We start from the raw sequence: 20,136 nt of genomic DNA on the forward strand, positions 1-20,136 counted from the left end.
TGGTGTCCGAAGTTGTTGAAAAACCGGGCCCACCCTAGGACTTCGAACAGAAGGGGAGCAATGAATCTGTCGCACTTTGTGCGGTCGTGAGGTGCGGTCGTGCGCGTGCGGGGATGACGGCCACGTGGGTGCGTGTGCCGGTGTCGCCCCCGGCCCCGGCCCGTCGCGCCGCTTACGGTGCCCCCATGGTGGCGGGTGTGGTGTGGGCGTTGTGCGCGGCGGTGTGCATGGGTACGGCGACCGTGCTGCAGGCGCTGGGCGCGCGGCGGGCGGCGACGGGGGACGACGGGCGCGGCCGGGGGCGGACCGTGATGGAGGTGCTGCGCGGCTGGCCCTTCCTCGCCGGGGCGGGCCTCGACACGGCGGGCTTCGCGGCGCAGGTGGTGGCCCTGCGGCTGGTGCCGTTGTTCCTGGTGGAGGCGGCGGTGGCCGCGTCGCTGGCGGTCACCGCGGTGGCCGGCACGCTCGTGCTGGGACTGCGGCTGCGGCGGGCCGAATGGGGCGCGGTGGCCGTGGTGTGCCTGGGGCTGGCGACGCTCGCGGTGTCCGCCGGGCGCACGGGTGACGGACACGGTGACGCCGGGCTGCGGGTGGCGGTGCTGGTCGCGTCGGTGCTGGTGGTGGCGGGCGGGTGGGCCGTGGGCGGCCGGCTGCGGCGGGGCCGGGCCGTCGTCCCCGGCGCGGCGGCGGGCCTCAGCTTCGGCCTCACCGCCATCGCGGTACGCCTGCTCTCGGACGCGACCGTCCCCGCGATCCTGGCGCAGCCGTCCGCCTACGCCGTCGTCGTCTCCGGCCTCGGCGGCTACCTCCTCCTCGTCCAGGCCCTCCAGTCCGGCTCGGTGACGGCGGCCACGGCGGCGATGGTCATCTGCGAGACCGTCTGGCCGGGCGTGTTCGGGGTGGTGTGGCTCGGCGACTCGACGCGGGACGGGTACGGGTGGCTGGCGGTGATCGGGTTCGTGGGGTGCGTGGGGGGCGGGGTGGCGCTGGCGCGGTTCGGGGAGGCGGGGGAGCCCGGGGGATCCGGGGGATCCGGGGGCGAGGGTGGGGCTGCTGTGCGCTGATCCCTGGCCCAGGGCGACGTCCGGCCGGTACGGGTCCAAGGGACTCGGCGGCGCCCCGCACGCGTTGGCCGGCCGCGCGCCCCGCACGCTTCGGCCGGTGGGGCAGGGCGTTGCGCACGTACCTCTGATCACCCGGGGCGCCGGAAGGACGACCGGGACCCGTCCGGCCGCAGGCGGCAACCTTCCCGGGGCCGGTGGCGACCCCACCGTGAAATGACAGCACGTGAAATCCCGCCCCCACCAAGGGAGTTCACCATGCGCATCCCACGCCCCACACACCCCCCACGCCCCGCCCGCACCCCACGCACCCGCATCGCGAGCCTGCTGACCGTGCTCGTCGCCGTTCTGGCGGTGCTGCTCGCCCCCGGGCTGACGACGCCGTCCGTCGCGCAGGCGGCGAACGACCGGGCCGCCACCCGGGAACGCGCCGAGGCGGCGGCGGCCGTCTGGAACCCGCCCTCGAACCTGGTCCAGCCCCTGGGCGAGGTCTGGAACCACGTCGAGTCCACCTACGGCAACCTCTACGGCTTCCGCAACTACGGCTGGGACCAGGTCATGGCCAACCGCGGCAGCGTCAACTACTGCGTCCGCTGGGAGTCGGACCAGCCGGTCAGCACCGCCCTGCGCGACCAGATCCACGCCGCGCTGAAGAAGCAGTTCGGCACGTGGATGGCGGCCATGGTCGACAACGGGCAGGGCCACAACGCCTGGCCGTACACCAACGTCCCCGTCAACATCGTCGGCTGGGCGGTGAAGAACCGCTCCACCCTCCAGTGGACCGACAACTCCGTCGACATCTACACCAACATGCTGGACGGCGCCGGAGCCCCGCAGTGCGCTCCCGACTGCGGCCGCTTCTTCCACCAGGACGGCAACTACTCCCGCTGTCCCGGCGGCACCGCCCGCCACTACGACCAGTCCCTCTGGCTCACCGAGGGCTTCGGCGGCGGCGCCGGCGGTGACTGGGGGCAGCGCATGGGCCGCTCCTACTTCACCGGCGCGCTCGGCCAGGAGAACATCCACATCTATCTGCACGAGGTCGGCCACACCTTCGGCCTCGACGACTTCTACGACTGGTCCCCCACCGACCAGTGCTGCTTCCTGATGAAGGCCGGCAGCGCCACCCGGATCACCGAGTTCGACAAGTGGATGTTCCGCGACTTCTGGCGCCATCTGAAGTCCCGCTACGGCCTCTGACACCCATCCGTCACCGACGTGCGCGGGGCCGTGACAGATGTCATGGCCCCGCTGTGAAGGCGCTCGTCCACGGGAACGATGTGCCGCCCACCGGCTGTTCGTGACAATCGCCTTACAGGACGCGGGAGTTGACCGCCCGGGTCCGCACAGACGTCAGGCACGTCAGGAACATCGGAAACGAGGGACAAGCCGTGCGCATCACCCATCTCGTGGGGACCGCTCTGGGCACCACACTCCTGCTCGTCACGGCGGTTCCCACCGCCTCGGCCGCGCCCACGGCCGGGAACACGACCGGCAGCCCGGCCCCGGGGCGGGGCGGACTGGACCGGGCCGAACTGCGCGACACGCTCGCCGCGATCCCCGAGGCCGGGATGTACGGCACGTACTCCTCGGTGCGGGACGGCCGTGCGCGCTGGACCGGCGCGGCGGGTCTGGCCGACGTGGACACCGGGCGCAAGGTCACCCCGAACATGCGGCACCGCGTCGGCAGCATCACCAAGACGTTCACCGCGGTGGCGATCATGCAGCAGGTGGAGCGGGGCCGGATCAGCCTCGACGCCCCGGTCACGCGCTATGTCCCCGAGCTGTTCAAGGGGACCGGCACCGACGCGAACGCCCGGGAGCGCGGCGACGCCATCACCGTACGCATGCTCCTCAACCACACCAGCCACATCGGCGACTACGTCCTCGGCGCCTTCCCCTCCCTCCAGCAGAACTCCACCGCCAGCCTCGACGAGGGCCGCTTCCGCTCGATCGGCCCCCGGGAACTGGTCCGCCTGGGCCTCGCCGCCCCCGCCACCGGCAGCCCCGGCGCCCAGCCCGGCTCGTACTCCAACACCAACTACGTCATGGCCGGCCTGATCCTGGAGAAGGTCACCGGCCAGAAGGCGTCGACGTACCTCACCCGCCACGTCATCGAGCGAGCCGGGCTGGACGACACCTCGTTCCCGCGCACCCCGTACATCAAGGGCCCGCACTCCAGGATGTACGAGTCGTTCTACGGGCTCATCGACCCGCCCCGCGACTACAGCGTCTATGACATGTCCTGGGCCTACACCGCCGGGGCGATCGTCTCCACGACCGACGACCTCAACCGTTTCTACCGCCTGTTGCTCACCGGCCACCTCGTCGGCCGGGCGTCCCTGGCGGAGATGCAGCGCACGGTCCGGGTGGAGATCGGCCCGGGCTCCGCCATCGACTACGGCCTCGGCATCTACCCCCTCGACCTCCCCGGCTGCGGGCGTTTCTGGGGCCACGACGGCGGTGTCTTCGGTGCCGGCACCAGCAGCTTCACCGGCGCGGACGGCAAGCGCCAGCTCTCCATGGGCTACAACCTGATGAAGTACCAGCGTCTCAACGAGGACGGTACGGAACTGGAGCCGAGCCCGATCGACGAGGCGCTCATCGTGCACATGCTGAAGGGGCTGTGCCCGTCACTGGACACGGGTGAGGAGCCGGGCGAGGGCTCCGGGGCGGCGATGAAGTCGGGGATCGCGGCGGCGGACGTCCGGCGGATCCTTCCGAACGGCCTGCCGGGCGTGGACCTCGCCACCGGGAGCAGCCCGATGGCCCCGAGCCCGTTCAGGACCCCGAACAGCTGACCCCGAACAGCTGACCCCGAACCGCTGACCCCGTCCCGAGGTCCGCAGGTCCGCAGGTCCCGAGGTCCGCGACCCCCGGCCGCCGGTGGGTAGAACGCTTCCGTAACCGCCCTCGCACCTCAGGGAGAGTAGCGTTGTGCCCACCTTCGTCATCTTCGACCTGGAGTTCACGACCTGGCCGGGGGCCATGGAGCAGCACTGGTCGGCCCCCGGCCAGCTGCGCGAGATCGTGCAGATCGGCGCGCTGCGGCTGAACGAGGAGTACTCCGTCGTCGAGAGGTACGACGCACTGGTCCGGCCGGTGGTGAACCCGGTCCTCTCTCCGTTCCTCACCGCTCTCACCGGTATCGAACAGGGGGCGGTCGACCGGGACGGCCTCGCACCGGCCCGGGCCCTGAGCGACTTCCTCGCCTTCTGCCGGGGACAGTCCGTCCTCTCCTACGGCAACGACATGCTCGTCCTCGGCGAGAACATCGGCTGGGCCCGGGCCCGGGGCGAGGAGATCGAGCACAATGCCCTCACCCCCGGCTTCGTCAACATCCGTCCCTGGCTGAACGCCGCGGCCCCGGCCACGGCGGGCGTCAACTCGGGCCGCCTGTGGCAGGCCCTGGGCCTCCCCCGCCCCGCCACTCCGGGCGACGAACACTCGGCCCTCTTCGACTGCCACTCCATCGCCACGGCGCTACGGCATCTGGCGGGGACGGGGGCCGCCCTGCCGGACGCTCTCCTCCACGGAGGCTGATCAGCTTCCGAGGCGACCGGCGAGGCGGTCCAGCTCCTCGCCGATCGCCTCGCGCAGCTCGTCGTGGCGCGGTCCGAGCGCGTACCGCTCCTCGCTCCACCGCTCCTGCGGATACAGCCACACCGGCCTGCCGACCAGCTCCGGCGGCTCCCACGTGTAGCGCGGCCACACATGTGCGTGCAGAAACGGGTCCTTGTTCCCGAGGATCTCCAGGTTGACCCGCCGGAACGCCGGATCCAGCCGCGCGCAGGCCCGCTCGACGGCCTCGCCCAGCCGGTCCATGTCGGCCAGGAACGCCGTCCGCCTCGCCGCCGGCAGCTCCGACAGCCGCCCCACCGCCGGATCGTCCACGAGCAGCACGCAGTACCCGGGCAGGAACTGGGTGTCCCCGATCACCGCGAACCCGGCCGTGAGCCGCCGCAGTACCGTCGGGTTCCCCCCTCGAAGCGCGCTGCCGATCCGTTCGTTTCGCCACCCTTCAACCATGGCCGGTGACTTTACAATCACCGTCCCACCGCCTCACCGTCTCGCCACCCCACCGTCCAACACCCAGTGATCCAGGAGCTGTTGTGTCCGACGCACCCGCTGTCCGTGAACTCCGTCTGGTCGTCACCGCCGCCGACTACGACGCCGCGCTGCACTTCTACCGGGATGTGCTGGGACTGCCCGAGCGGGCCGCGTTCTCGTCCGACGGCGGGCGGGTGTCGATCCTCGAAGCGGGCCGGGCGACGCTGGAGATCACCGACCCGAACCACGCCGAGTTCATCGACGAGGTGGAGGTCGGCCGCCGCGTGGCCGGGCACATCCGGGTCGCGTTCGAGGTGGACGACTCGACCGCGATGACGGCGAGACTGGCCGCGGCCGGCGCCGAGGTGGTCGCGGAACCGACCCGCACCCCCTGGAACTCCCTGAACGCCCGCCTCGAAGCCCCCGGCGACCTGCAACTGACCCTGTTCACCGAACTCGGCGAGCCCGAACTCGGCGACGGGAGCGCGTAGTCGGGCAGGTGCTCACCGTCGAGGTGAGTAGGCGTACTCATGTGCGCGGTGTGCGGCCTCCGGCACGATACGTGCATGCGACCAAGATCCCTTTCAGGTAGGAAGTCCGTTCTGGTGGCGGCGCTCGGCTGCGCCGTCCTCTCGGTGGGCGGCGTCCAGAGCGCCGTCGCGAGCGACGACGATCCGGAGGCTCGATTCCGCGTTCTGGCGACCGCGATCACGGAGAGCTGTGGTCCGGTACGCGTGGACCGCGTCACGACATCCGCGTCGCCCTCGAAGGCGGCTTCGGCCGCGGCGGCAGCGGCGGCGTCCGCCTCGCGGTCGGCCTCGCGGTCCACCTCGGTCCCGGAGGTGCCGCTGGGAGTCGTCGAGGCGTGCGCCGCGCGCGTGCACGTCCAGCGTGTCGACGACGCGTTCGAGAACACCGGGACGAGCGGCTATCAGGCGATGCGCGACAAGCTGACGGAGCTGGGCTACCCCGCCTCGCGGATCCACCGCATGCCGGACGTCTTCTCGGACACGCCCCGGGCGAGACTCGACCTGCGGGTGGACGGCGGTCATCTGGCCCTGGACGTCACCGACTACGGCGCCAACGTGGTCGTCGAGGCGTTCGGTGCCCCGGCGTCCCCGGGCGTGAGTGTGACCGATGTGCGGCGGACCCCGATCGTGGACCGGCCCACGTCCTGACCGTCCGGCACGGGGGTGGGGGCGGCGGACGTGAGGGCCGTCACCGGGAGTGGCTTTGCATGATCATGCATTGGCATGCATAATATTTCTATGTCCAAGGTCCTCACCTCTCTTCCGGCCGGCGAGCGCGTCGGCATCGCCTTCTCGGGCGGGCTCGACACCTCGGTCGCCGTCGCGTGGATGCGCGACAAGGGTGCTGTCCCCTGCACCTACACGGCTGACATCGGCCAGTACGACGAGCCCGACATCGCCTCGGTGCCCGGCCGCGCGAAGACCTACGGTGCCGAGATCGCGCGCCTGGTCGACTGCCGGGCCGCGCTGGTCGAGGAGGGCCTGGCCGCGCTGACCTGCGGCGCGTTCCACATCCGTTCCGGCGGGCGGGTGTACTTCAACACGACCCCCATCGGCCGTGCCGTCACCGGCACGCTGCTGGTCCGGGCGATGCTGGAGGACGACGTCCAGATCTGGGGCGACGGCTCGACCTTCAAGGGCAACGACATCGAGCGGTTCTACCGCTACGGCCTGCTGGCCAACCCGCACCTGCGGATCTACAAGCCCTGGCTGGACGCGGACTTCGTCACCGAGCTGGGCGGCCGCAAGGAGATGTCCGAGTGGCTGGTCGCGCACCAGCTGCCGTACCGGGACTCCACGGAGAAGGCGTACTCCACCGACGCCAACATCTGGGGCGCCACCCACGAGGCCAAGACCCTGGAGCACCTGGACACCGGCGTCGAGACCGTCGAGCCGATCATGGGCGTCCGGTTCTGGGACCCCTCGGTCGAGATCGCCACCGAGGACGTGACGATCGGCTTCGACCAGGGCCGCCCGGTCACGATCAACGGCAAGGAGTTCGCCTCCGCCGTCGACCTGGTGATGGAGGCCAACGCCATCGGCGGCCGCCACGGCCTCGGCATGTCCGACCAGATCGAGAACCGCATCATCGAGGCCAAGAGCCGCGGCATCTACGAGGCGCCCGGCATGGCCCTCCTGCACGTCGCGTACGAGCGCCTCGTCAACGCCATCCACAACGAGGACACCCTCGCCCAGTACCACGCCGAGGGCCGTCGCCTCGGCCGGCTGATGTACGAGGGCCGCTGGCTGGACCCGCAGGCCCTGATGATCCGGGAGTCCCTGCAGCGCTGGGTCGGCGCGGCCGTCACCGGTGAGGTCACCCTGCGGCTGCGGCGCGGCGAGGACTACTCGATCCTCGACACCACGGGCCCGGCGTTCAGCTACCACCCGGACAAGCTGTCCATGGAGCGCACCGAGGACTCGGCCTTCGGCCCGGTGGACCGGATCGGTCAGCTCACCATGCGCAACCTCGACATCGCCGACTCGCGCGCCAAGCTGGAGCAGTACGCCGGTCTCGGCCTGATCGGCACCGGCAGCCCCACCGTCGGCGCCTCCCAGGCCGCCGCCACCGGCCTGATCGGCACCATGCCCGAGCTGCCGCAGGGCGGCGCCGAGGCCATCGCCTCGCGCGGCGAGGTCTCCGAGGAGGACGCGCTGCTGGACCGCGCGGCGATGGAGTCCGGCACGGACTGATCAGTCCGGCACGGACCGATCGCCGGGACGACGGCACCGCACCACGAGGGGCCTGCGCGACACGTCTGTGTCGCGCAGGCCCCTCGCGCATGCGACGGCCACGCGGTCGGTCAGGGGCTCCCGCTCCTGTCCAGCGCGACGAGAACCTGCCCCGCCGCGTACCGGACGCTGCGGGAGGCGGGTGGCCGGGAGAGCGCGGTGAGGGTGGCGAGCAGGTCGACGCCGGGGGGTGCGGCGGGCAGTTCCCCGCACCCGTCGACGTGACGGCCGATCCCGTACAGGGCCTCGCGGCGGACGTCTTCGGACGGGTCGTCGAGATGGGACAGGAAGAGGGCGACGTCTTCGTCGTCGTCCTCGTCCAGGAGGCTGAGGACGGTCGCCCTGACCTCCTCGGACGGGTGGCCGATCAGGCGGCGCACGGCGGGGCGGGTCTCGGGGTACTCGGTGAGCGCGTTGCGGGTGTGCCGGAGGTTCGGTTCGTCCGTCGTCAGGTGGCCGAGCAGGGCCTCGGCCGCCGTCTGCCGCCGCGGGGGCGGCAGTTCATGCCGGCCCAGATGCTCCAGGCCCGCGAGCGCCCCGGCCCGCACCCGCCGGTCCGGGTCGCGCAGGAGCGGCAGCAGTGTCTCGGTGGCCCCGGGTTCCGCGCGTTCGCCCAGGGCGGTGGCGGCGGTCGCCCGGACGTCGGGGTGGCCGAGACCGGGGCCCGGGTCGGGCCCGGGACCGGACACGGCCACCGCTCCGATCCACCGGACCGCCGTCGGCGTACCGATGGCGGCCAGCGCCCGTACGGCGGCGGGGCCCGATCCCGGGTGGTCGAGCCACCGCACGGCGGCGGGCACGGCACGGACGTCCCCCCGATCGCCGAGCGCGCGCAGCAGGCGGGCGGCGACCTCGGCGTCGGTCTCGGCCTCCAGCGCCGACAGGAACGCGTCGGCCGTACCCGAGGGGCGCAGGACCGCCAGGAGCGGCTCGGCCGTGCCGGTCCGCCGCAGGGCGTGATGGAGGGCGGCGGCCGGTCCGGACAGCCGCAGGGCCGACAGCAGCGCGTCGGCCGTGCCGTGCCGTGGGTCGTCGGCGAGGATTCCCACGACCACCCGCCGTACCTCGGGGCACTCGTCGCGCAGGCCGGCGAGGAGCGAGTCACGCAGCTCGAACCGGTGCCGCGCGGGCAGCGTCTCCAGTGCTCGTGCGCGGGAGAGTCCGTGGCCGTGGCGGGCGGCGCGCAGGAGCTGTTCCCGGACGGGTCCCTCGTCCCGCGAGGCGTGGAGCGCACGCCGCGCATGACCCCACACGAGGGGCTCGGTGTCGCCCAACAGCCGTACGAGCAACTCCGGTTCGGCGGTCTCGCCCCGGGCGTGCAGGCCCAGCAGCGCGTTGACCCGCAGATGCCGGTCGGTGTCCTCCGACAGCCGCCGCAACGCCGCCACGACGTCGGGCCCGGTGAGCCCCAGCCGCTCGGCGGCGAGCGAGGCGCGGCGCCGTACGGCCGGATCCGCGTCCCCCATCAGCGCGACGACCACCGCGCCCGCGCCGTCACCCCCGACCGGCCCCAGCCACCCGAGCGCATGCGCCGCCGCGGCCCGCACCACGGCCGCGGGGTCCTGAGCGGCCCCTACGACGGCCTCCCCCACCCCGGCGATCACCTCCCCGTACGCGGCGGCCCACCGTCCCACCCGCCCGAGCCCTTTGACGGCGGCGGCCCTCCGCCCGGCTTCCTCGGCCGTCGACTCCCTGAGAAAGAAGCCGATTTGATGGGCCGCACCCTCGGCCCCGCCACCCCTGACGACCCCCACGCGTCCCCTCCGAGTCCCCCGCGGCGCCCCGCTGTGAGCTAGTCGTCGCCGTCGCCGTTCCGGCCGGAGGAGGTCTTGTTCGCCTTCAGTACCAGCTCGCTCAGCACGTCGGTCGCCCCCGCCACACCGCGCGCCCAGAGCGGAGCGTCGCCCCGTGCCGTCCAGTAGACGCAGATGCAGCCGCCGACGGCGAGCAGGACCAGGAGGGACAGGATGAGTACGAGCACGGTGGTCATCGCTCTCTGTGGTGGGGCCGGGGTGTCGGCGATCCCGAACTCCTCGGTACTCCTCGGTCGGCTGTACGGCAGGGGAGACGTGTGTACGGGGGAGCAGGTTCCGCCGACGATCCGTCCCGCCGCTCAGGCGCGCTGCCGCTGCCCCCGGTCGCGCACGAGGCTGACGCCCGCGCCGAGTGAGACGACGCCCATCCCGACGGCCGTGGCCAGGCCCTGTGCGCCGGCGACGACGAAGGGGGCGACGGCGGCGACGGCGAGGTTGAACAGGAACAGGAACCACAGGACGGGCTTCGAGCCGAGCAGGGCCTTCATGGGGTTCTCCCTTCGGGAAGAGGGTCGGCGAGGTCCCTGTGACCTCGTGCTTCCACGATCCCGTCCGACGGGCTCCGCCACGAGGGAGTGCGCTCCCGGACCGGGGGTGTAGCCCGCTACACCCCCGGTGTCAGTGGCCCGCAGTACGTTCCGGGCATGGGGATGTACATGGTGAGCCTCGGCAGGCGGGAGTGGTTCGAGGCGGGGGAGGAGCCCGAGGACGGCTGGGGGCGGGTCGCCTCCGCGCTGAACGACGAGCTTCGGCGCCGGGGGCTGCCGGCCTTCGAGTCGATGCCTGAGGAGACCGGCTTCGTCCGGGGCTCGGGGCTCGCCTTCGAGGAGAAACTCGTCCCGCCGATGGACGGGTTCCTCAGGCTGGCCGAGGCGCACCTCAGCCGTGATGAGACGGAGAGCCTCTGCGGGTGGACGGTGCTGGTGCCGCTGTCGCTGGAGGAGGACATCCGGCTGGATGGGGTCGAGACCAGCTACACCGATGAGACCACGGTCGCCGGCGCTCCCCAGGTGCTCGCGCTCGCGGAACGGCTGGCGGCGGTCGTCCAACTGCCGCCCGAGACCCCGCAGATGTGCGACAACCTGGATCTGACCACGTGGTTCCTCGACGGGTCGGCCGCGGAGCTGACCGCGCGGCGACCCGGCCCGTGGGCGGACGACCTCGACACGGCCTTCTACGTGGCCCTGTACCTGCGCGCCGCCCAGCACGCGCTACGACGCGGCTGCCCGATCGTCTTCTCCTGACGCCGACACCGTGCGGGTGCCGTGCCGGGGAGCGAACGGGGCCGTGCACGTCCGAGGCGTCGCGCACGGCCCCGCAGCCGGTCACCGAGCGGCGGTCACCGGCCCGCCGGTCACCGTCCGCCCGTCACCCTCCCCAGGAACGCCGCGAGCGTGTGCGTGGCCGTGTTGTGGGCCGTGGCCGCGAAGAGCGGGTCGAGGTGGTTCATGCCCGCGTCGGTCTCGTAGGCGGCGTACGGGATGCGGGACTCGGCGACGACACGGCGGGCGCTCTCCACGGCGGTGCCCCGGTAGGCGCTGGTCTGGAAGGCGTAGAGGGGTATGTCCAGGCCGGGGGCGTGGCGCAGGCGCAGACCGAGGGAACGGGCGAGACCGGTGTCGGCATAGGCGTCGCTCACGTCCAGGTCGACGGAGAGCCGCGCGGGCCAGTACCACTCCCACACGCCGGGCACGGGCCCCGCGTACGCCTCGGCGACCCGCCCGATCGGTGTGATCCCGGCGTCGACCCACCCCCGCACGCCGGCGGCGTCGGCATCGGCCTCGGCGGCCAGGTGTCCCGAGTGGACGCTGATGTCGTTCGGCCAGCCGAAGCCGGCGTCGACGAAGGTGCCGAGCAGCGCGGCGTTCGTCACCGGGAACGGCACCCGCAGCGCCTCGGGCACCCGCTCCTGGAGGACGGACCGCCCCTCGGGGTCGTGCCGGGCGTACCACCCGGCGAGCTGGTACCAGATCTGGGTGCTCTCCGCCCGGTCGCCGAGGCCGACCGCGCTGAGCGCCCTGTCGAAGACCTGCCCGCCGGCGATCGCCGCGAGCCGCTCGCGCACCTCCTCCGGCGAGTCGTGCACGGGCGTCCCGCTCCCCTCGAACGCCCCGCGCACGCCCCCGTCGAGGACCGCGAGCCCGGCGAGATCCCGGTAGCCGGGCCGTCCGCCGAAGTCCCAGGCCGCGTACGCCATCGCGGTGGTCGCGCCCCAGGAGTGCCCGCCGAGCACGACCCGCCGCCGCCCGCCCGCGCGAGCGGCGCGCACGACGCACCGCAGGTCGTCGAGGGTCTGCCGCAGCCCCCACCGCCCGAAGTACCCGGCGTCGGCGGGCTCCAGCGTCCGGTACCGCCCGTCGAGGTAGTACCCGGCGGGGTCCCCGTGGCCGCCCTCGAAGCCGCTCCGGTCGGCGAGGTTCTCCTCGCGCCGGTCGACGGCCCACACCTGGACCCCGGGCACCGAGGCCACCAGATCCCGGGCCATCAGCCGGAAGTCGTTCGCCGCGCCGAACATCCCCGGCACCAGCACCAGCACGGTCCCCGCGTCCCGTGGCCCCACCTTCAGCACATGCACCCGGTCGCTCCCGACGGGTCCGCCCCCGGCCCCGGCCGCGACCGCCACATACGCCTCCCCGCCCCGGACGGCTGCGGCCGAGGCATGTCCGCCCCCGGCCCCGACGCCCGCGAGCACCAGCCCTCCGCCCAGCCCACCACGCAACACCGCTCTACGCGCCAGACGCTTCGTCATCTCCGGTCGTCTCCTTGGAAGTTGGGGGGTAACGACACCGGCCTCCAGCTTCCTCCGGAGGGCGCGCGGGCCGATCACCGGGGCACCGGATCGGACGGTTTCCGGCGGATCGGCGTATGTCGGCCCGTGGCGCACTAGAGTTTCGCCTGCGTCGAATGTGCGGCATGTCACATGGGGAGTGGGTGGCGGGCGCAGGGGGCCCGGCTTCCGGCTGTCCCTGTTCAAGGGCATGGGCAGCACCCGGGGCAACGCCGAGTCCGGTTTCATCCGCAGCGTCGACGACGCCGTGCACCGGTTCTACGCCTCGGTGCTGATCCACCTCGACCGCCCGGCCCCCCGCCGGACCCCCGCCGAGGAACGGACCGTCACCGCCGCCGCCGGCTGACCCGGGGGCTCGGGCCCCGCCCGGTGGGCTACGCCTCCTCGTCGAGGGTGATCGCCGCCGCCGGGCAGACGGCCGCCGCCTCGCGGACCGCCGGGTGGTGCGGTGGGGCGGGGGCCGGGGTGAGGAGGAGGACGACGCCGTCCTCGTCGCGTTGGTCGAAGACCTCGGGGGACGACCGCGCCGGTCGTCCACGTCAGCTCACGCACACCAACCCGAGCAGGCACAGCCCCGAGGGTGACGTCGTCGCCGTGTCGGAGCTCGAACCGTCGGACGCGCCGGTGCCGTTGCCCGCACCCGAGCCGTTGTCGCTGCCGCTTCCCGAGTCCGCACCGGTGCCCGTGTCCGAGCCGTTGCCCGTACCCGTACCGGTGTCCGACGAGGAGCCGGAGCCGCCGGAGTTGCCGGAATCACCGGTGGCCGGGGGTGTCGTCGCCCCGTCCGTCGGGCTGCCGGTGTCGGTGCCCGTGTCGGCGGCCGTCCCGCCCTTGCCCGAGGTGCCGGTCCGCGCGCGCTCGGCGGACGGCGTGGCCGACGCCGTGTGGGGCGCGTTGGGGTGCTCGGCGCGGGAGCCGGACCTGTTCGCGGCGGAACGGTCGCGCGGGGTGTCGCCGGACGGAGTCCACGGGGTGGGGGCGTCCGCGGTGCGCCGGGCGTCGTCGGTCTCCGTCGCCGGCGTACGGCCGCGCTGCGAGCCCTGTTCCTCGACGGAGCCCAGGTTCTCGGCGTCCGGTGCCGTGGCCGCCTGGGTGCGGTCGGTGGACTGCCGGTCCATCCCCAGCACGGTCAGGCCGCCGCCGACCAGCGCGACCGCGGTCGCGACCACGGCCCGGCGCTGGTTCTTCTTCCACCGCGCCAGCTGGCGCCGCCGAGCGGCCCGCCCGTGCGGCGTCACCGGGACGCCCTCCGTGTCCACGTCCACGTACATGTCCATGTCCACGGCCGTGTCCATGTCCGCGGCCACATCGGCGTCGGCGTCGGCGTCGAGGTGGGCGCTCCCGGTGCCGGAGACGGGTGCGTCCGCCGGGAATCCCTCCACCGGACCGTCGTACCCGCCGCCCTCCGCCACCTCGTAACCCCAGGCGGGGAGCATCACCGACCCGGTCGTCGCCCCGGCGGGCCGGGGCGGGGCGACACGGCTGTCGATCGTGGCCGGGGCTATGTCCGGCGCGTAGGCGCCGCACCCGGGGCACACGAGGGCACCGTTGAGATGTCGGCGACATGAGGAGCAGTAGTCCATCGAGGTCTTCCTGTGTTGACACGCCGTCGACCCGCCGGGTCGCGGCCCGGCCACGTCACGTTCGCACGTGGGATCGAGCGGGTCGAGCGGTCAGCAACGCTAACGAGGCATTCTCAGAGCTGTGTGCAGGCTGTGTGACGCTCCTGCGCGGATTCGCCGGGGACTTGGCGACCGTCCCGCAGGGATGTACCGGCATGTGTGTGCCGCGTGCTCACCGCTCCTTTCGTCGAATTCCGCCGCAACAGGCAACCCACACCCGTCATTTACCGGTCTCACAGGTTGCTCACAGGGCGGAGGGTTCGAGTCCCGTCGGACGAGGCGTGTTGGGGTGCGTCCGTGCGACCGGCCGTCGTCCGTGGGTTGTCCAGTCCGATGCCACCGACCATGGCACTCGCAGACGAGGAACCGATGACCAGCCAGATGACCAGTCCGACGAACAGCCCGAACGATCCGGGGAACGACGGGGCGCCGGAGGGAGCGGCCGTACAGACCGGCCAGGACCGCCGCAGCCGCCTGAAGCGCCCCGGCCTCGCCGCCCTGGCGTCCCTCACCGTGGTGGCCGCCGTGGCCGGTGCCGCCCCCGGCGCCGGCGCGGCCCCCGCCGCCACGCCCGGCAAGCCGCAGCTCAAACTGATCGCCGCGTCGAAGGCCGTGACCCTCACCCGCTACGAGTGGGACGAGGGCGTCCAGCTGCAGCTGGGCACGTACCTCACGATCGACAACGCCCCCCTGGAGTTCCGGGTGACGCGGAAGTCGTACAAGGACCCGATCGTCGCCCAGCAGATCCTTCGCAACGGCAAGACCGTGAAGACGAAGACCCTGCCCAAGGGGACCGTCAGCGACTTCTCCGGGCTGACCGGCTTCCTGGAGGTCTCGGTCAAGGACGCGTCCGGGAAGGAGGTTCTGAAGAAGAAGCAGAACTTCTGCCCGAACAACGCGTCGGGCCGTATCCGTCCGGACGCCCCGGCGACCAACCACTATCCGCAGAGCTGCTCCACCAACCCGTGGACGCTGGGCTCGGTGTGGGGCGTAGAGAAGGGCTGGGCCGCCAACACCACCACCTCGTACTACGGCGGGGACATGGTGCAGCTGCCGGAGGGCGAGTACACGGCCAAGGTGGGCGTGGCGAAGAAGTACCGCGACCTGTTCGGCATTCCCGACACCCGGCCGACCATCAAGGTGACGGTGCGGGAGGACAAGGGTGAGGAGGGCGGTGGCGGCGGCGAGGGCCTGGCCCCCTCGACGTCCTCGTCCTCCGCCCACCACGGCGGCCACGGCGGCCACGGCGCCGGCCACTCCGCGCAGTCGGCCCCGACCGGTCAGCCGGTCCAGGGCAACCACCACTACGGCCCGCGCGGCGCCGACGCCCCGACCCCGCCTGAGCTTCCCTTCGCCCTCGTCGACCGGGGCATCGCCAAACACCTGGGCGACGGCGCCGGCCACACCGACGGCTCCCGCATCGCGCCCGCGCTGAAGGCCAACGCCAAGCGGCCCACCGGCAAGGCGGGCGTCGCGAAGAGCGTCCCCAAGCCGGACCTGCGGTCGCTGCCCGCCTGGGACATCGCCATCACCGACGGCGAGGACGGCGACGTGGCCGGCAAGGACTACCTCGCCTTCAGCGCCAACGTCTGGAACGCCGGCCCCGCGCCCCTCGTCGTCGACGGCTTCCGCAAGCCCGGCGCCGACCTGATGGACGCGTACCAGTACTTCTACGACGCCAAGGGCAAGCAGATCGGCTACGCCCCCACCGGCACCATGGAGTGGGACCCGCGCGAGGGCCACGAGCACTGGCACTTCACGGACTTCGCCAGCTACCGCCTGCTCAGCGAGGACAAGACCAAGGAGGTGCGCTCGGGCAAGGAGGCGTTCTGCCTGGCCAACACCGACGCCATCGACTACACGGTGAAGAACGCCAACTGGGACCCGGACAACACCGACCTGTCCACCGCGTGCGGTTCGCAGGACGCCATCTCCGTGCGTGAGGTGCTCGACGTCGGCTCCGGCGACACGTACACCCAGTACCGTCCCGGCCAGTCCTTCGAGATCACCGACCTGCCGAACGGCACGTACTACATCCAGGTCATCGCCAACCCGGAGAACCGTCTCCAGGAGACCAACCACAAGAACAACGTCGCCCTGCGCAAGGTGATCCTGGGTGGTACCCCGGGCGCCCGCACGGTGAAGGTTCCGCCGCACGACCTGATCACCGCGCCGTGACGCTCGCGTACTGACGCACGTGTTCTGACGCACGTGTTCTGACGCGAGGGCCGTGACGCACCCGTCGTGGCGACGCGGGCTCCGCCTCAGGCGGCGACGACCCCCAGGCTTCCGGGCCCGGGGGTCGTCGTCATGAGAGGGGCCGCGTGGGGCGTCAGGCCCTGGCCGCTCCGGCGGTCTCCGTCCGCTCCTCGGCGGGGCCCTCGCCGGCCGGGGCGAGGCCGGCCGGGCGGCGCTTGGGGATGAAGGACGCGAGGACGAAGGAGAGGAGGGCGGCGCCGGCGCCGATGGCCATGACGACCTTGAAGCCGTTCTCCGAGGGCAGGGCGTAGCCGCCGAAGTCGGTGGTCATCTGGGCGAGGATGACGCCGGCGAGGGCGCTGGCGAACGAGGTGCCGAGGGAGCGCATCAGCGTGTTGAGGCTGTTGGCGGCGGCCGTCTCGGACTCCGGCACGGCACCCATGATCAGCGCGGGCATCGCGCCGTAGGTGAACCCGATACCGCCGCCGATGACGCAGGACACCAGGACGAGGTGCCAGACCTCGCTCATCAGGACGATGTTCAGCCCGTACCCGGCGGCGACGATCAGCGCGCCGGCCATCAGCGTCACCTTCGGCCCCTTGGCCTTGGTGAGCCCGGCGGACACGGCGGACATGGCCATCATCACCAGACCCTGCGGGGCCAGCACCAGGCCGACGGTCATCATGGACCTGCCGAGGCCGTAGCCGGTCTGCTCGGGCAGCTGGAGGAGCTGCGGCAGGACCAGCGACATGGCGAACATCGAGAAGCCGAGCGCGACCGAGGCCAGGTTGGTGAACAGCACCTGCGGCCGGGCGGTGGTCCGCAGATCGACCAGCGGCTGCCTGGCCTTCAGCTCGTAGAGGCCCCACGAGGCGAGGACGACGACCGCGGCGGCGAACAGTCCCAGCGTCGTGCCGCTCGTCCAGCCCCAGTCGCCGCCCTTGGAGACGGCCAGCAGCAGCGAGACCAGTCCGGCGGACAGCCCGAGCGACCCGACCAGGTCGAAACGGCCGCCGGTGCGCACCGTCGACTCCGGTACGACCAGCAGGACCAGCAGGAAGGACACGGCGCCCAGCGCGGCGGAGGTCCAGAAGAGCAGGTGCCAGTCCCAGTTGTCCGCGATGAACGCGGCGGCGGGCAGACCGAGCGCGCCGCCGACGCCCAGCGAGGCGCTCATCAAGGCGGTCGACCCGGCGAGTCGCTCGGCGGGCAGGACGTCCCGCATGACGCTGATGCCGAGCGGGATGACGGCGGCCGCCAGCCCCTGCAGACCCCGGCCGATGATCATCGGGACGAGCGAGTCGGCCAGCGCGCAGACCACGGAGCCCGACACCAGCAGCACGATGCTGAGCAGCAGCATCCGCCGCTTGCCGAACATGTCGCCGAGCCGTCCGACGACGGGCGTCGCCACGGCCGCCGCGAGCAGGGTCGCCGTCACCGCCCACGCGGTGTCCGACGCGGGAGCGTCCAGCAGCTTCGGCAGCTCCGGCACGATCGGGATGACCAGCGTCTGCATCAGCGCGACGACGATCCCGGCCAGCGCCAGCACCGCCACCACGGCGTTCGGCCGCGGCGGGAGGCCGGCCCCCGCGGCGGCGGGTCGGGCAGGGGTGTGGGACATGGTGGAGCCTCCGTCGGGAGCGAGGGGTGGGGGAGGGAGGAAGAGGCCGTCGGACACTCTCCTTGCTTGACTTACTCAACCATAGGTCGATTGATTGACTTACGCAAGTTAAATGTGCGTCGGCGGCCCCGGCGGGAACCTCGACCCGGCGGAGACCCCGGCCGGCGAGCGGCGGCGGCTCGGCCGGCCGGGGAAGAGGCGGCCGAGCCGCCGGGGAAGAGGCGGCCGAGCCGCCGGGGAAGAGGCGGCCGAGCCGCCGGGGAAGGGGACGAGTTGCCGGGGAAGGGGTCAGCCGATCGGGACCGCCCGGCCCGTGACCCGCGTGCGGGGGTCCTCGGGGGACACGTCGACGCGCAGGTCGCTCGGGCGGCCCATGTCCTCGCCCTGGCGGATGGTGACCGTGGCCGGGGCGGTGACCAGGCCGAGGGTGCGGAGGTAGCCGCCGAAGGCCGCCGCCGCCGCGCCCGTCGCCGGGTCCTCCACGACACCGCCCACGGGGAACGGGTCCCGGGCGTGGAAGTGGTCCGGTGACTCGCGCCATACCAGGTGCACGGTCGTCCAGTCGTGCCGCCGCATGACCTCCGCGAGGCCGTCGAAGTCGTAGTCCAGGTCCGCGAGGCGGGCGCGCGAGCCGGCGGCCAGGACCAGGTGCTCGACGCCGCCGAAGGCCACGTGCGGCGGGAGCGCCGGGTCGAGGTCGTCGGGGGACCAGCCGAGGGCGTCGAGGGCCGCGTCCCGTTCGGCGGCCGTGGCGGGGCGGGAACGGGCCGGCACGCTGGTCAGGGTGGCGCGGACCGTGCCGTCGACGTCGTCGAGCGTGGTGGCGACGGGGATCTCGCCCGCCGGGGTGTCCAGGAGGATCTCGCCGGGACCCAGCCGCTCGGCGAGCGCCACGGCCAGGGCGACGGTCGCGTGACCGCAGAAGGCCACCTCGGCGAGCGGGCTGAAGTACCGCACCCGGAACCGGCGCGCGCTCTCGTCGGCGGCGGTGACGAAGGCCGTCTCCGAGTAGCCCACCTCGGCGGCGATCGCGAGCATCGCCGCGTCGTCGAGCCGGGAGGCGTCGAGCACCACCCCGGCCCGGTTGCCGCCCGCCGGGTCACGGGTGAAGGCGGAGTAGCGCAGGACCTCGGGAGCCGGGTTCTGCGGGGTGGCGTTCTCGGAGCGGGACAGGGGGCTCGTCAGGTGCGCGTCGTGGGTCATGGCTCCACGCTGTCACCGTACGGCGATCGAGTCCAACGATCGATTCCGATCCAGCCGATCGCGAAACCCGATGAGCGGCCTAGGCTGGCGCCGTGGACACCCGACTTCTGCTCACCTTCACCACCCTCGCCCGGACCGGTGGCTTCACCGCCACCGCCGCCGAACTGCACCTCGCCCAGTCGACGGTCACCGTGCACATCCGCACCCTGGAGAGGGAGCTGGGCACCCGCCTCTTCGACCGGCTCCCCACGGGCACGGTGCTCACCGACGCGGGCCGGCGTCTGCTGGAGGGGGCGGAGGGGATCCTCGACGCCGTGGCGCGACTGCGGGCGGCCGGCCGGGAGGGCGACGGCGTCGTACGGGGGCGGGTGCGGGTCGGCACCCCGGAGTCCCTGTGCGCGACCAGGCTGCCCGGCGTGATCGCGGCCCTGCGCGCCCGTCACCCCGAGGTGGACGTCGACCTGCACGCGGCCGGTACGGCGGAGTGTGTCGAGGGGCTGCGGGCCGGGCGGCTGGATCTGGCGCTGCTGCTGGCGAGCGAGGCCGACTTTCCGGAGGTCACCGCCGAGCCGGTCGCGCACGAACCGCTCGCCCTCGTGTGCGCGCCCCACCACCCGCTCGCGGCGCGCACGCGCCCGGCCACCTGGGCGCGGCTGGCGAAGGAGAGCTTCTTCCTGCTGGAGCAGGGCTGTTCGTACAGCGACGCGCTGGAGCGGCGGCTGCTCGCCGTGCCCGGGTCCGGGGCCGGGTCCGGGCCCCGGCTCACCCGGTTCGGCAGCGCGGACGCGGCACGGTCCTGCGCCGCCGCCGGCCTGGGGCTGACGCTGCTGCCGCTGACGACCGTGGAGGACTATCTGGGGCAGGGGCGGCTGACGAGGGTGCGAGGGCCCGTCTTCGCCGATGTCCCCGTACGGCTGGCCCGGCACCGCAGACGCTGGACGGCACCGGCGACGGAGGCGTTCGCCCGGGAACTGGTACGGCAGTTGGGCGCCTGAGGGCAGCCTCCCGGCGCCGGG

General features: G+C 72.9%; 18 protein-coding genes and 2 pseudogenes. 11 read left to right on the forward strand and 9 right to left on the reverse strand.

Annotated features, from left to right (window positions below):
• Window positions 1–185 precede the first annotated feature (185 nt).
• From H4687_RS24025 to H4687_RS24040, 4 genes are all read left to right on the forward strand, one after another.
• Complete coding sequence (locus H4687_RS24025) at window positions 186–1,064, forward strand: DMT family protein (RefSeq protein ID WP_050398426.1); 879 nt, start codon at window positions 186–188, stop codon at window positions 1,062–1,064.
• A gap of 255 nt (window positions 1,065–1,319) precedes the next feature.
• Entirely contained in the window at window positions 1,320–2,261 is a 942-nt protein-coding gene (locus H4687_RS24030; protein ID WP_225966799.1) for a hypothetical protein, read from the forward strand.
• 191 nt (window positions 2,262–2,452) lie between these two features.
• A complete protein-coding gene (locus H4687_RS24035) occupies window positions 2,453–3,862 on the forward strand; it encodes a serine hydrolase domain-containing protein (protein ID WP_046919570.1) in 1,410 nt (469 codons plus the stop codon).
• Between the two features lie 136 nt (window positions 3,863–3,998).
• Window positions 3,999–4,604: a 3'-5' exonuclease gene (locus tag H4687_RS24040; RefSeq protein ID WP_046919571.1), complete on the forward strand. Its 606-nt coding sequence runs from the start codon at window positions 3,999–4,001 to the stop codon at window positions 4,602–4,604.
• On the opposite strand, the gene H4687_RS24045 is transcribed toward H4687_RS24040, so the two are convergent.
• Entirely contained in the window at window positions 4,605–5,090 is a 486-nt protein-coding gene (locus H4687_RS24045) for an HIT family protein (RefSeq protein WP_046919572.1), read from the reverse strand.
• Between the two features lie 83 nt (window positions 5,091–5,173).
• Between H4687_RS24045 and H4687_RS24050 the strand changes: the two genes are divergently transcribed.
• The 3 genes from H4687_RS24050 (at window position 5,174) to argG (ending at window position 7,834) form a co-directional block, all read left to right on the forward strand.
• Window positions 5,174–5,602 (forward strand): VOC family protein, encoded by a 429-nt coding sequence (locus H4687_RS24050; RefSeq protein WP_046919573.1) that lies wholly within the window; start codon window positions 5,174–5,176, stop codon window positions 5,600–5,602.
• Between the two features lie 75 nt (window positions 5,603–5,677).
• Complete coding sequence (locus tag H4687_RS24055) at window positions 5,678–6,289, forward strand: hypothetical protein (RefSeq protein WP_225966800.1); 612 nt, start codon at window positions 5,678–5,680, stop codon at window positions 6,287–6,289.
• A 90-nt stretch (window positions 6,290–6,379) separates the two neighbouring features.
• On the forward strand, window positions 6,380–7,834 hold the full coding sequence (gene argG / locus H4687_RS24060) for an argininosuccinate synthase (protein WP_046919575.1): 1,455 nt from the start codon (window positions 6,380–6,382) through the stop codon (window positions 7,832–7,834).
• Window positions 7,835–7,944: 110 nt separating this feature from the next.
• On the opposite strand, the gene H4687_RS24065 is transcribed toward argG, so the two are convergent.
• From H4687_RS24065 to H4687_RS24075, 3 genes are all read right to left on the reverse strand, one after another.
• A complete protein-coding gene (locus tag H4687_RS24065) occupies window positions 7,945–9,507 on the reverse strand; it encodes a HEAT repeat domain-containing protein (protein WP_050398427.1) in 1,563 nt (520 codons plus the stop codon).
• 158 nt (window positions 9,508–9,665) lie between these two features.
• Window positions 9,666–9,863: a hypothetical protein gene (locus H4687_RS24070; RefSeq protein ID WP_046919667.1), complete on the reverse strand. Its 198-nt coding sequence runs from the start codon at window positions 9,861–9,863 to the stop codon at window positions 9,666–9,668.
• 123 nt (window positions 9,864–9,986) lie between these two features.
• Window positions 9,987–10,175 (reverse strand): hypothetical protein, encoded by a 189-nt coding sequence (locus H4687_RS24075; RefSeq protein ID WP_046919668.1) that lies wholly within the window; start codon window positions 10,173–10,175, stop codon window positions 9,987–9,989.
• A 156-nt stretch (window positions 10,176–10,331) separates the two neighbouring features.
• Between H4687_RS24075 and H4687_RS24080 the strand changes: the two genes are divergently transcribed.
• Complete coding sequence (locus H4687_RS24080) at window positions 10,332–10,931, forward strand: hypothetical protein (RefSeq protein ID WP_046919669.1); 600 nt, start codon at window positions 10,332–10,334, stop codon at window positions 10,929–10,931.
• 110 nt (window positions 10,932–11,041) lie between these two features.
• Here H4687_RS24080 and H4687_RS24085 read toward each other — a convergent pair whose 3' ends face one another.
• Window positions 11,042–12,436 (reverse strand): alpha/beta fold hydrolase, encoded by a 1,395-nt coding sequence (locus H4687_RS24085; protein ID WP_050398428.1) that lies wholly within the window; start codon window positions 12,434–12,436, stop codon window positions 11,042–11,044.
• A gap of 187 nt (window positions 12,437–12,623) precedes the next feature.
• Between H4687_RS24085 and H4687_RS24090 the strand changes: the two are divergent.
• Window positions 12,624–12,821: pseudogene (locus H4687_RS24090) on the forward strand (hypothetical protein); the annotation flags it as partial.
• A gap of 28 nt (window positions 12,822–12,849) precedes the next feature.
• Here the strand turns inward: H4687_RS24090 and H4687_RS46600 are convergent.
• Both H4687_RS46600 and H4687_RS24095 read right to left on the reverse strand, forming a co-directional pair.
• Window positions 12,850–12,993: pseudogene (locus H4687_RS46600) on the reverse strand (ferredoxin); the annotation flags it as partial.
• A gap of 21 nt (window positions 12,994–13,014) precedes the next feature.
• Window positions 13,015–14,058, reverse strand: a complete 1,044-nt coding sequence (locus H4687_RS24095; RefSeq protein WP_046919356.1) for an SCO2400 family protein — start codon at window positions 14,056–14,058, stop codon at window positions 13,015–13,017.
• Between the two features lie 384 nt (window positions 14,059–14,442).
• On the opposite strand from H4687_RS24095, the gene H4687_RS24100 reads away from it, so the two are divergent.
• On the forward strand, window positions 14,443–16,275 hold the full coding sequence (locus tag H4687_RS24100; protein WP_046919355.1) for a lysyl oxidase family protein: 1,833 nt from the start codon (window positions 14,443–14,445) through the stop codon (window positions 16,273–16,275).
• A gap of 154 nt (window positions 16,276–16,429) precedes the next feature.
• Here the strand turns inward: H4687_RS24100 and H4687_RS24105 are convergent, their stop codons facing one another.
• Window positions 16,430–17,917 (reverse strand): MFS transporter, encoded by a 1,488-nt coding sequence (locus tag H4687_RS24105; RefSeq protein WP_192781712.1) that lies wholly within the window; start codon window positions 17,915–17,917, stop codon window positions 16,430–16,432.
• 288 nt (window positions 17,918–18,205) lie between these two features.
• Window positions 18,206–19,120, reverse strand: a complete 915-nt coding sequence (locus H4687_RS24110) for a PhzF family phenazine biosynthesis isomerase (protein WP_046919353.1) — start codon at window positions 19,118–19,120, stop codon at window positions 18,206–18,208.
• Window positions 19,121–19,212: 92 nt separating this feature from the next.
• On the opposite strand from H4687_RS24110, the gene H4687_RS24115 reads away from it, so the two are divergent.
• Window positions 19,213–20,115, forward strand: a complete 903-nt coding sequence (locus tag H4687_RS24115) for a LysR family transcriptional regulator (RefSeq protein ID WP_046919352.1) — start codon at window positions 19,213–19,215, stop codon at window positions 20,113–20,115.
• Window positions 20,116–20,136: the final 21 nt, after the last annotated feature.

The sequence above is a fragment of the Streptomyces stelliscabiei genome (assembly GCF_014873495.1).
Taxonomy (GTDB): domain Bacteria; phylum Actinomycetota; class Actinomycetes; order Streptomycetales; family Streptomycetaceae; genus Streptomyces; species Streptomyces bottropensis.

What these genes read in the sequence shown, in the direction of transcription:
- H4687_RS24100 (WP_046919355.1), top strand. Translation starts at nt 14,443, where the DNA reads ATGGCACTCGCAGACGAGGAACCGATGACCAGCCAGATGACCAGTCCG.
- H4687_RS24110 (WP_046919353.1), bottom strand. Translation starts at nt 19,120, where the DNA reads ATGACCCACGACGCGCACCTGACGAGCCCCCTGTCCCGCTCCGAGAAC.
- H4687_RS24055 (WP_225966800.1), top strand. Translation starts at nt 5,678, where the DNA reads ATGCGACCAAGATCCCTTTCAGGTAGGAAGTCCGTTCTGGTGGCGGCG.
- H4687_RS24070 (WP_046919667.1), bottom strand. Translation starts at nt 9,863, where the DNA reads ATGACCACCGTGCTCGTACTCATCCTGTCCCTCCTGGTCCTGCTCGCC.
- H4687_RS24085 (WP_050398428.1), bottom strand. Translation starts at nt 12,436, where the DNA reads ATGACGAAGCGTCTGGCGCGTAGAGCGGTGTTGCGTGGTGGGCTGGGC.
- H4687_RS24045 (WP_046919572.1), bottom strand. Translation starts at nt 5,090, where the DNA reads ATGGTTGAAGGGTGGCGAAACGAACGGATCGGCAGCGCGCTTCGAGGG.
- H4687_RS24080 (WP_046919669.1), top strand. Translation starts at nt 10,332, where the DNA reads ATGGGGATGTACATGGTGAGCCTCGGCAGGCGGGAGTGGTTCGAGGCG.
- H4687_RS24025 (WP_050398426.1), top strand. Translation starts at nt 186, where the DNA reads ATGGTGGCGGGTGTGGTGTGGGCGTTGTGCGCGGCGGTGTGCATGGGT.
- H4687_RS24075 (WP_046919668.1), bottom strand. Translation starts at nt 10,175, where the DNA reads ATGAAGGCCCTGCTCGGCTCGAAGCCCGTCCTGTGGTTCCTGTTCCTG.
- argG (WP_046919575.1), top strand. Translation starts at nt 6,380, where the DNA reads ATGTCCAAGGTCCTCACCTCTCTTCCGGCCGGCGAGCGCGTCGGCATC.
- H4687_RS24095 (WP_046919356.1), bottom strand. Translation starts at nt 14,058, where the DNA reads ATGGACTACTGCTCCTCATGTCGCCGACATCTCAACGGTGCCCTCGTG.
- H4687_RS24105 (WP_192781712.1), bottom strand. Translation starts at nt 17,917, where the DNA reads ATGTCCCACACCCCTGCCCGACCCGCCGCCGCGGGGGCCGGCCTCCCG.
- H4687_RS24030 (WP_225966799.1), top strand. Translation starts at nt 1,320, where the DNA reads ATGCGCATCCCACGCCCCACACACCCCCCACGCCCCGCCCGCACCCCA.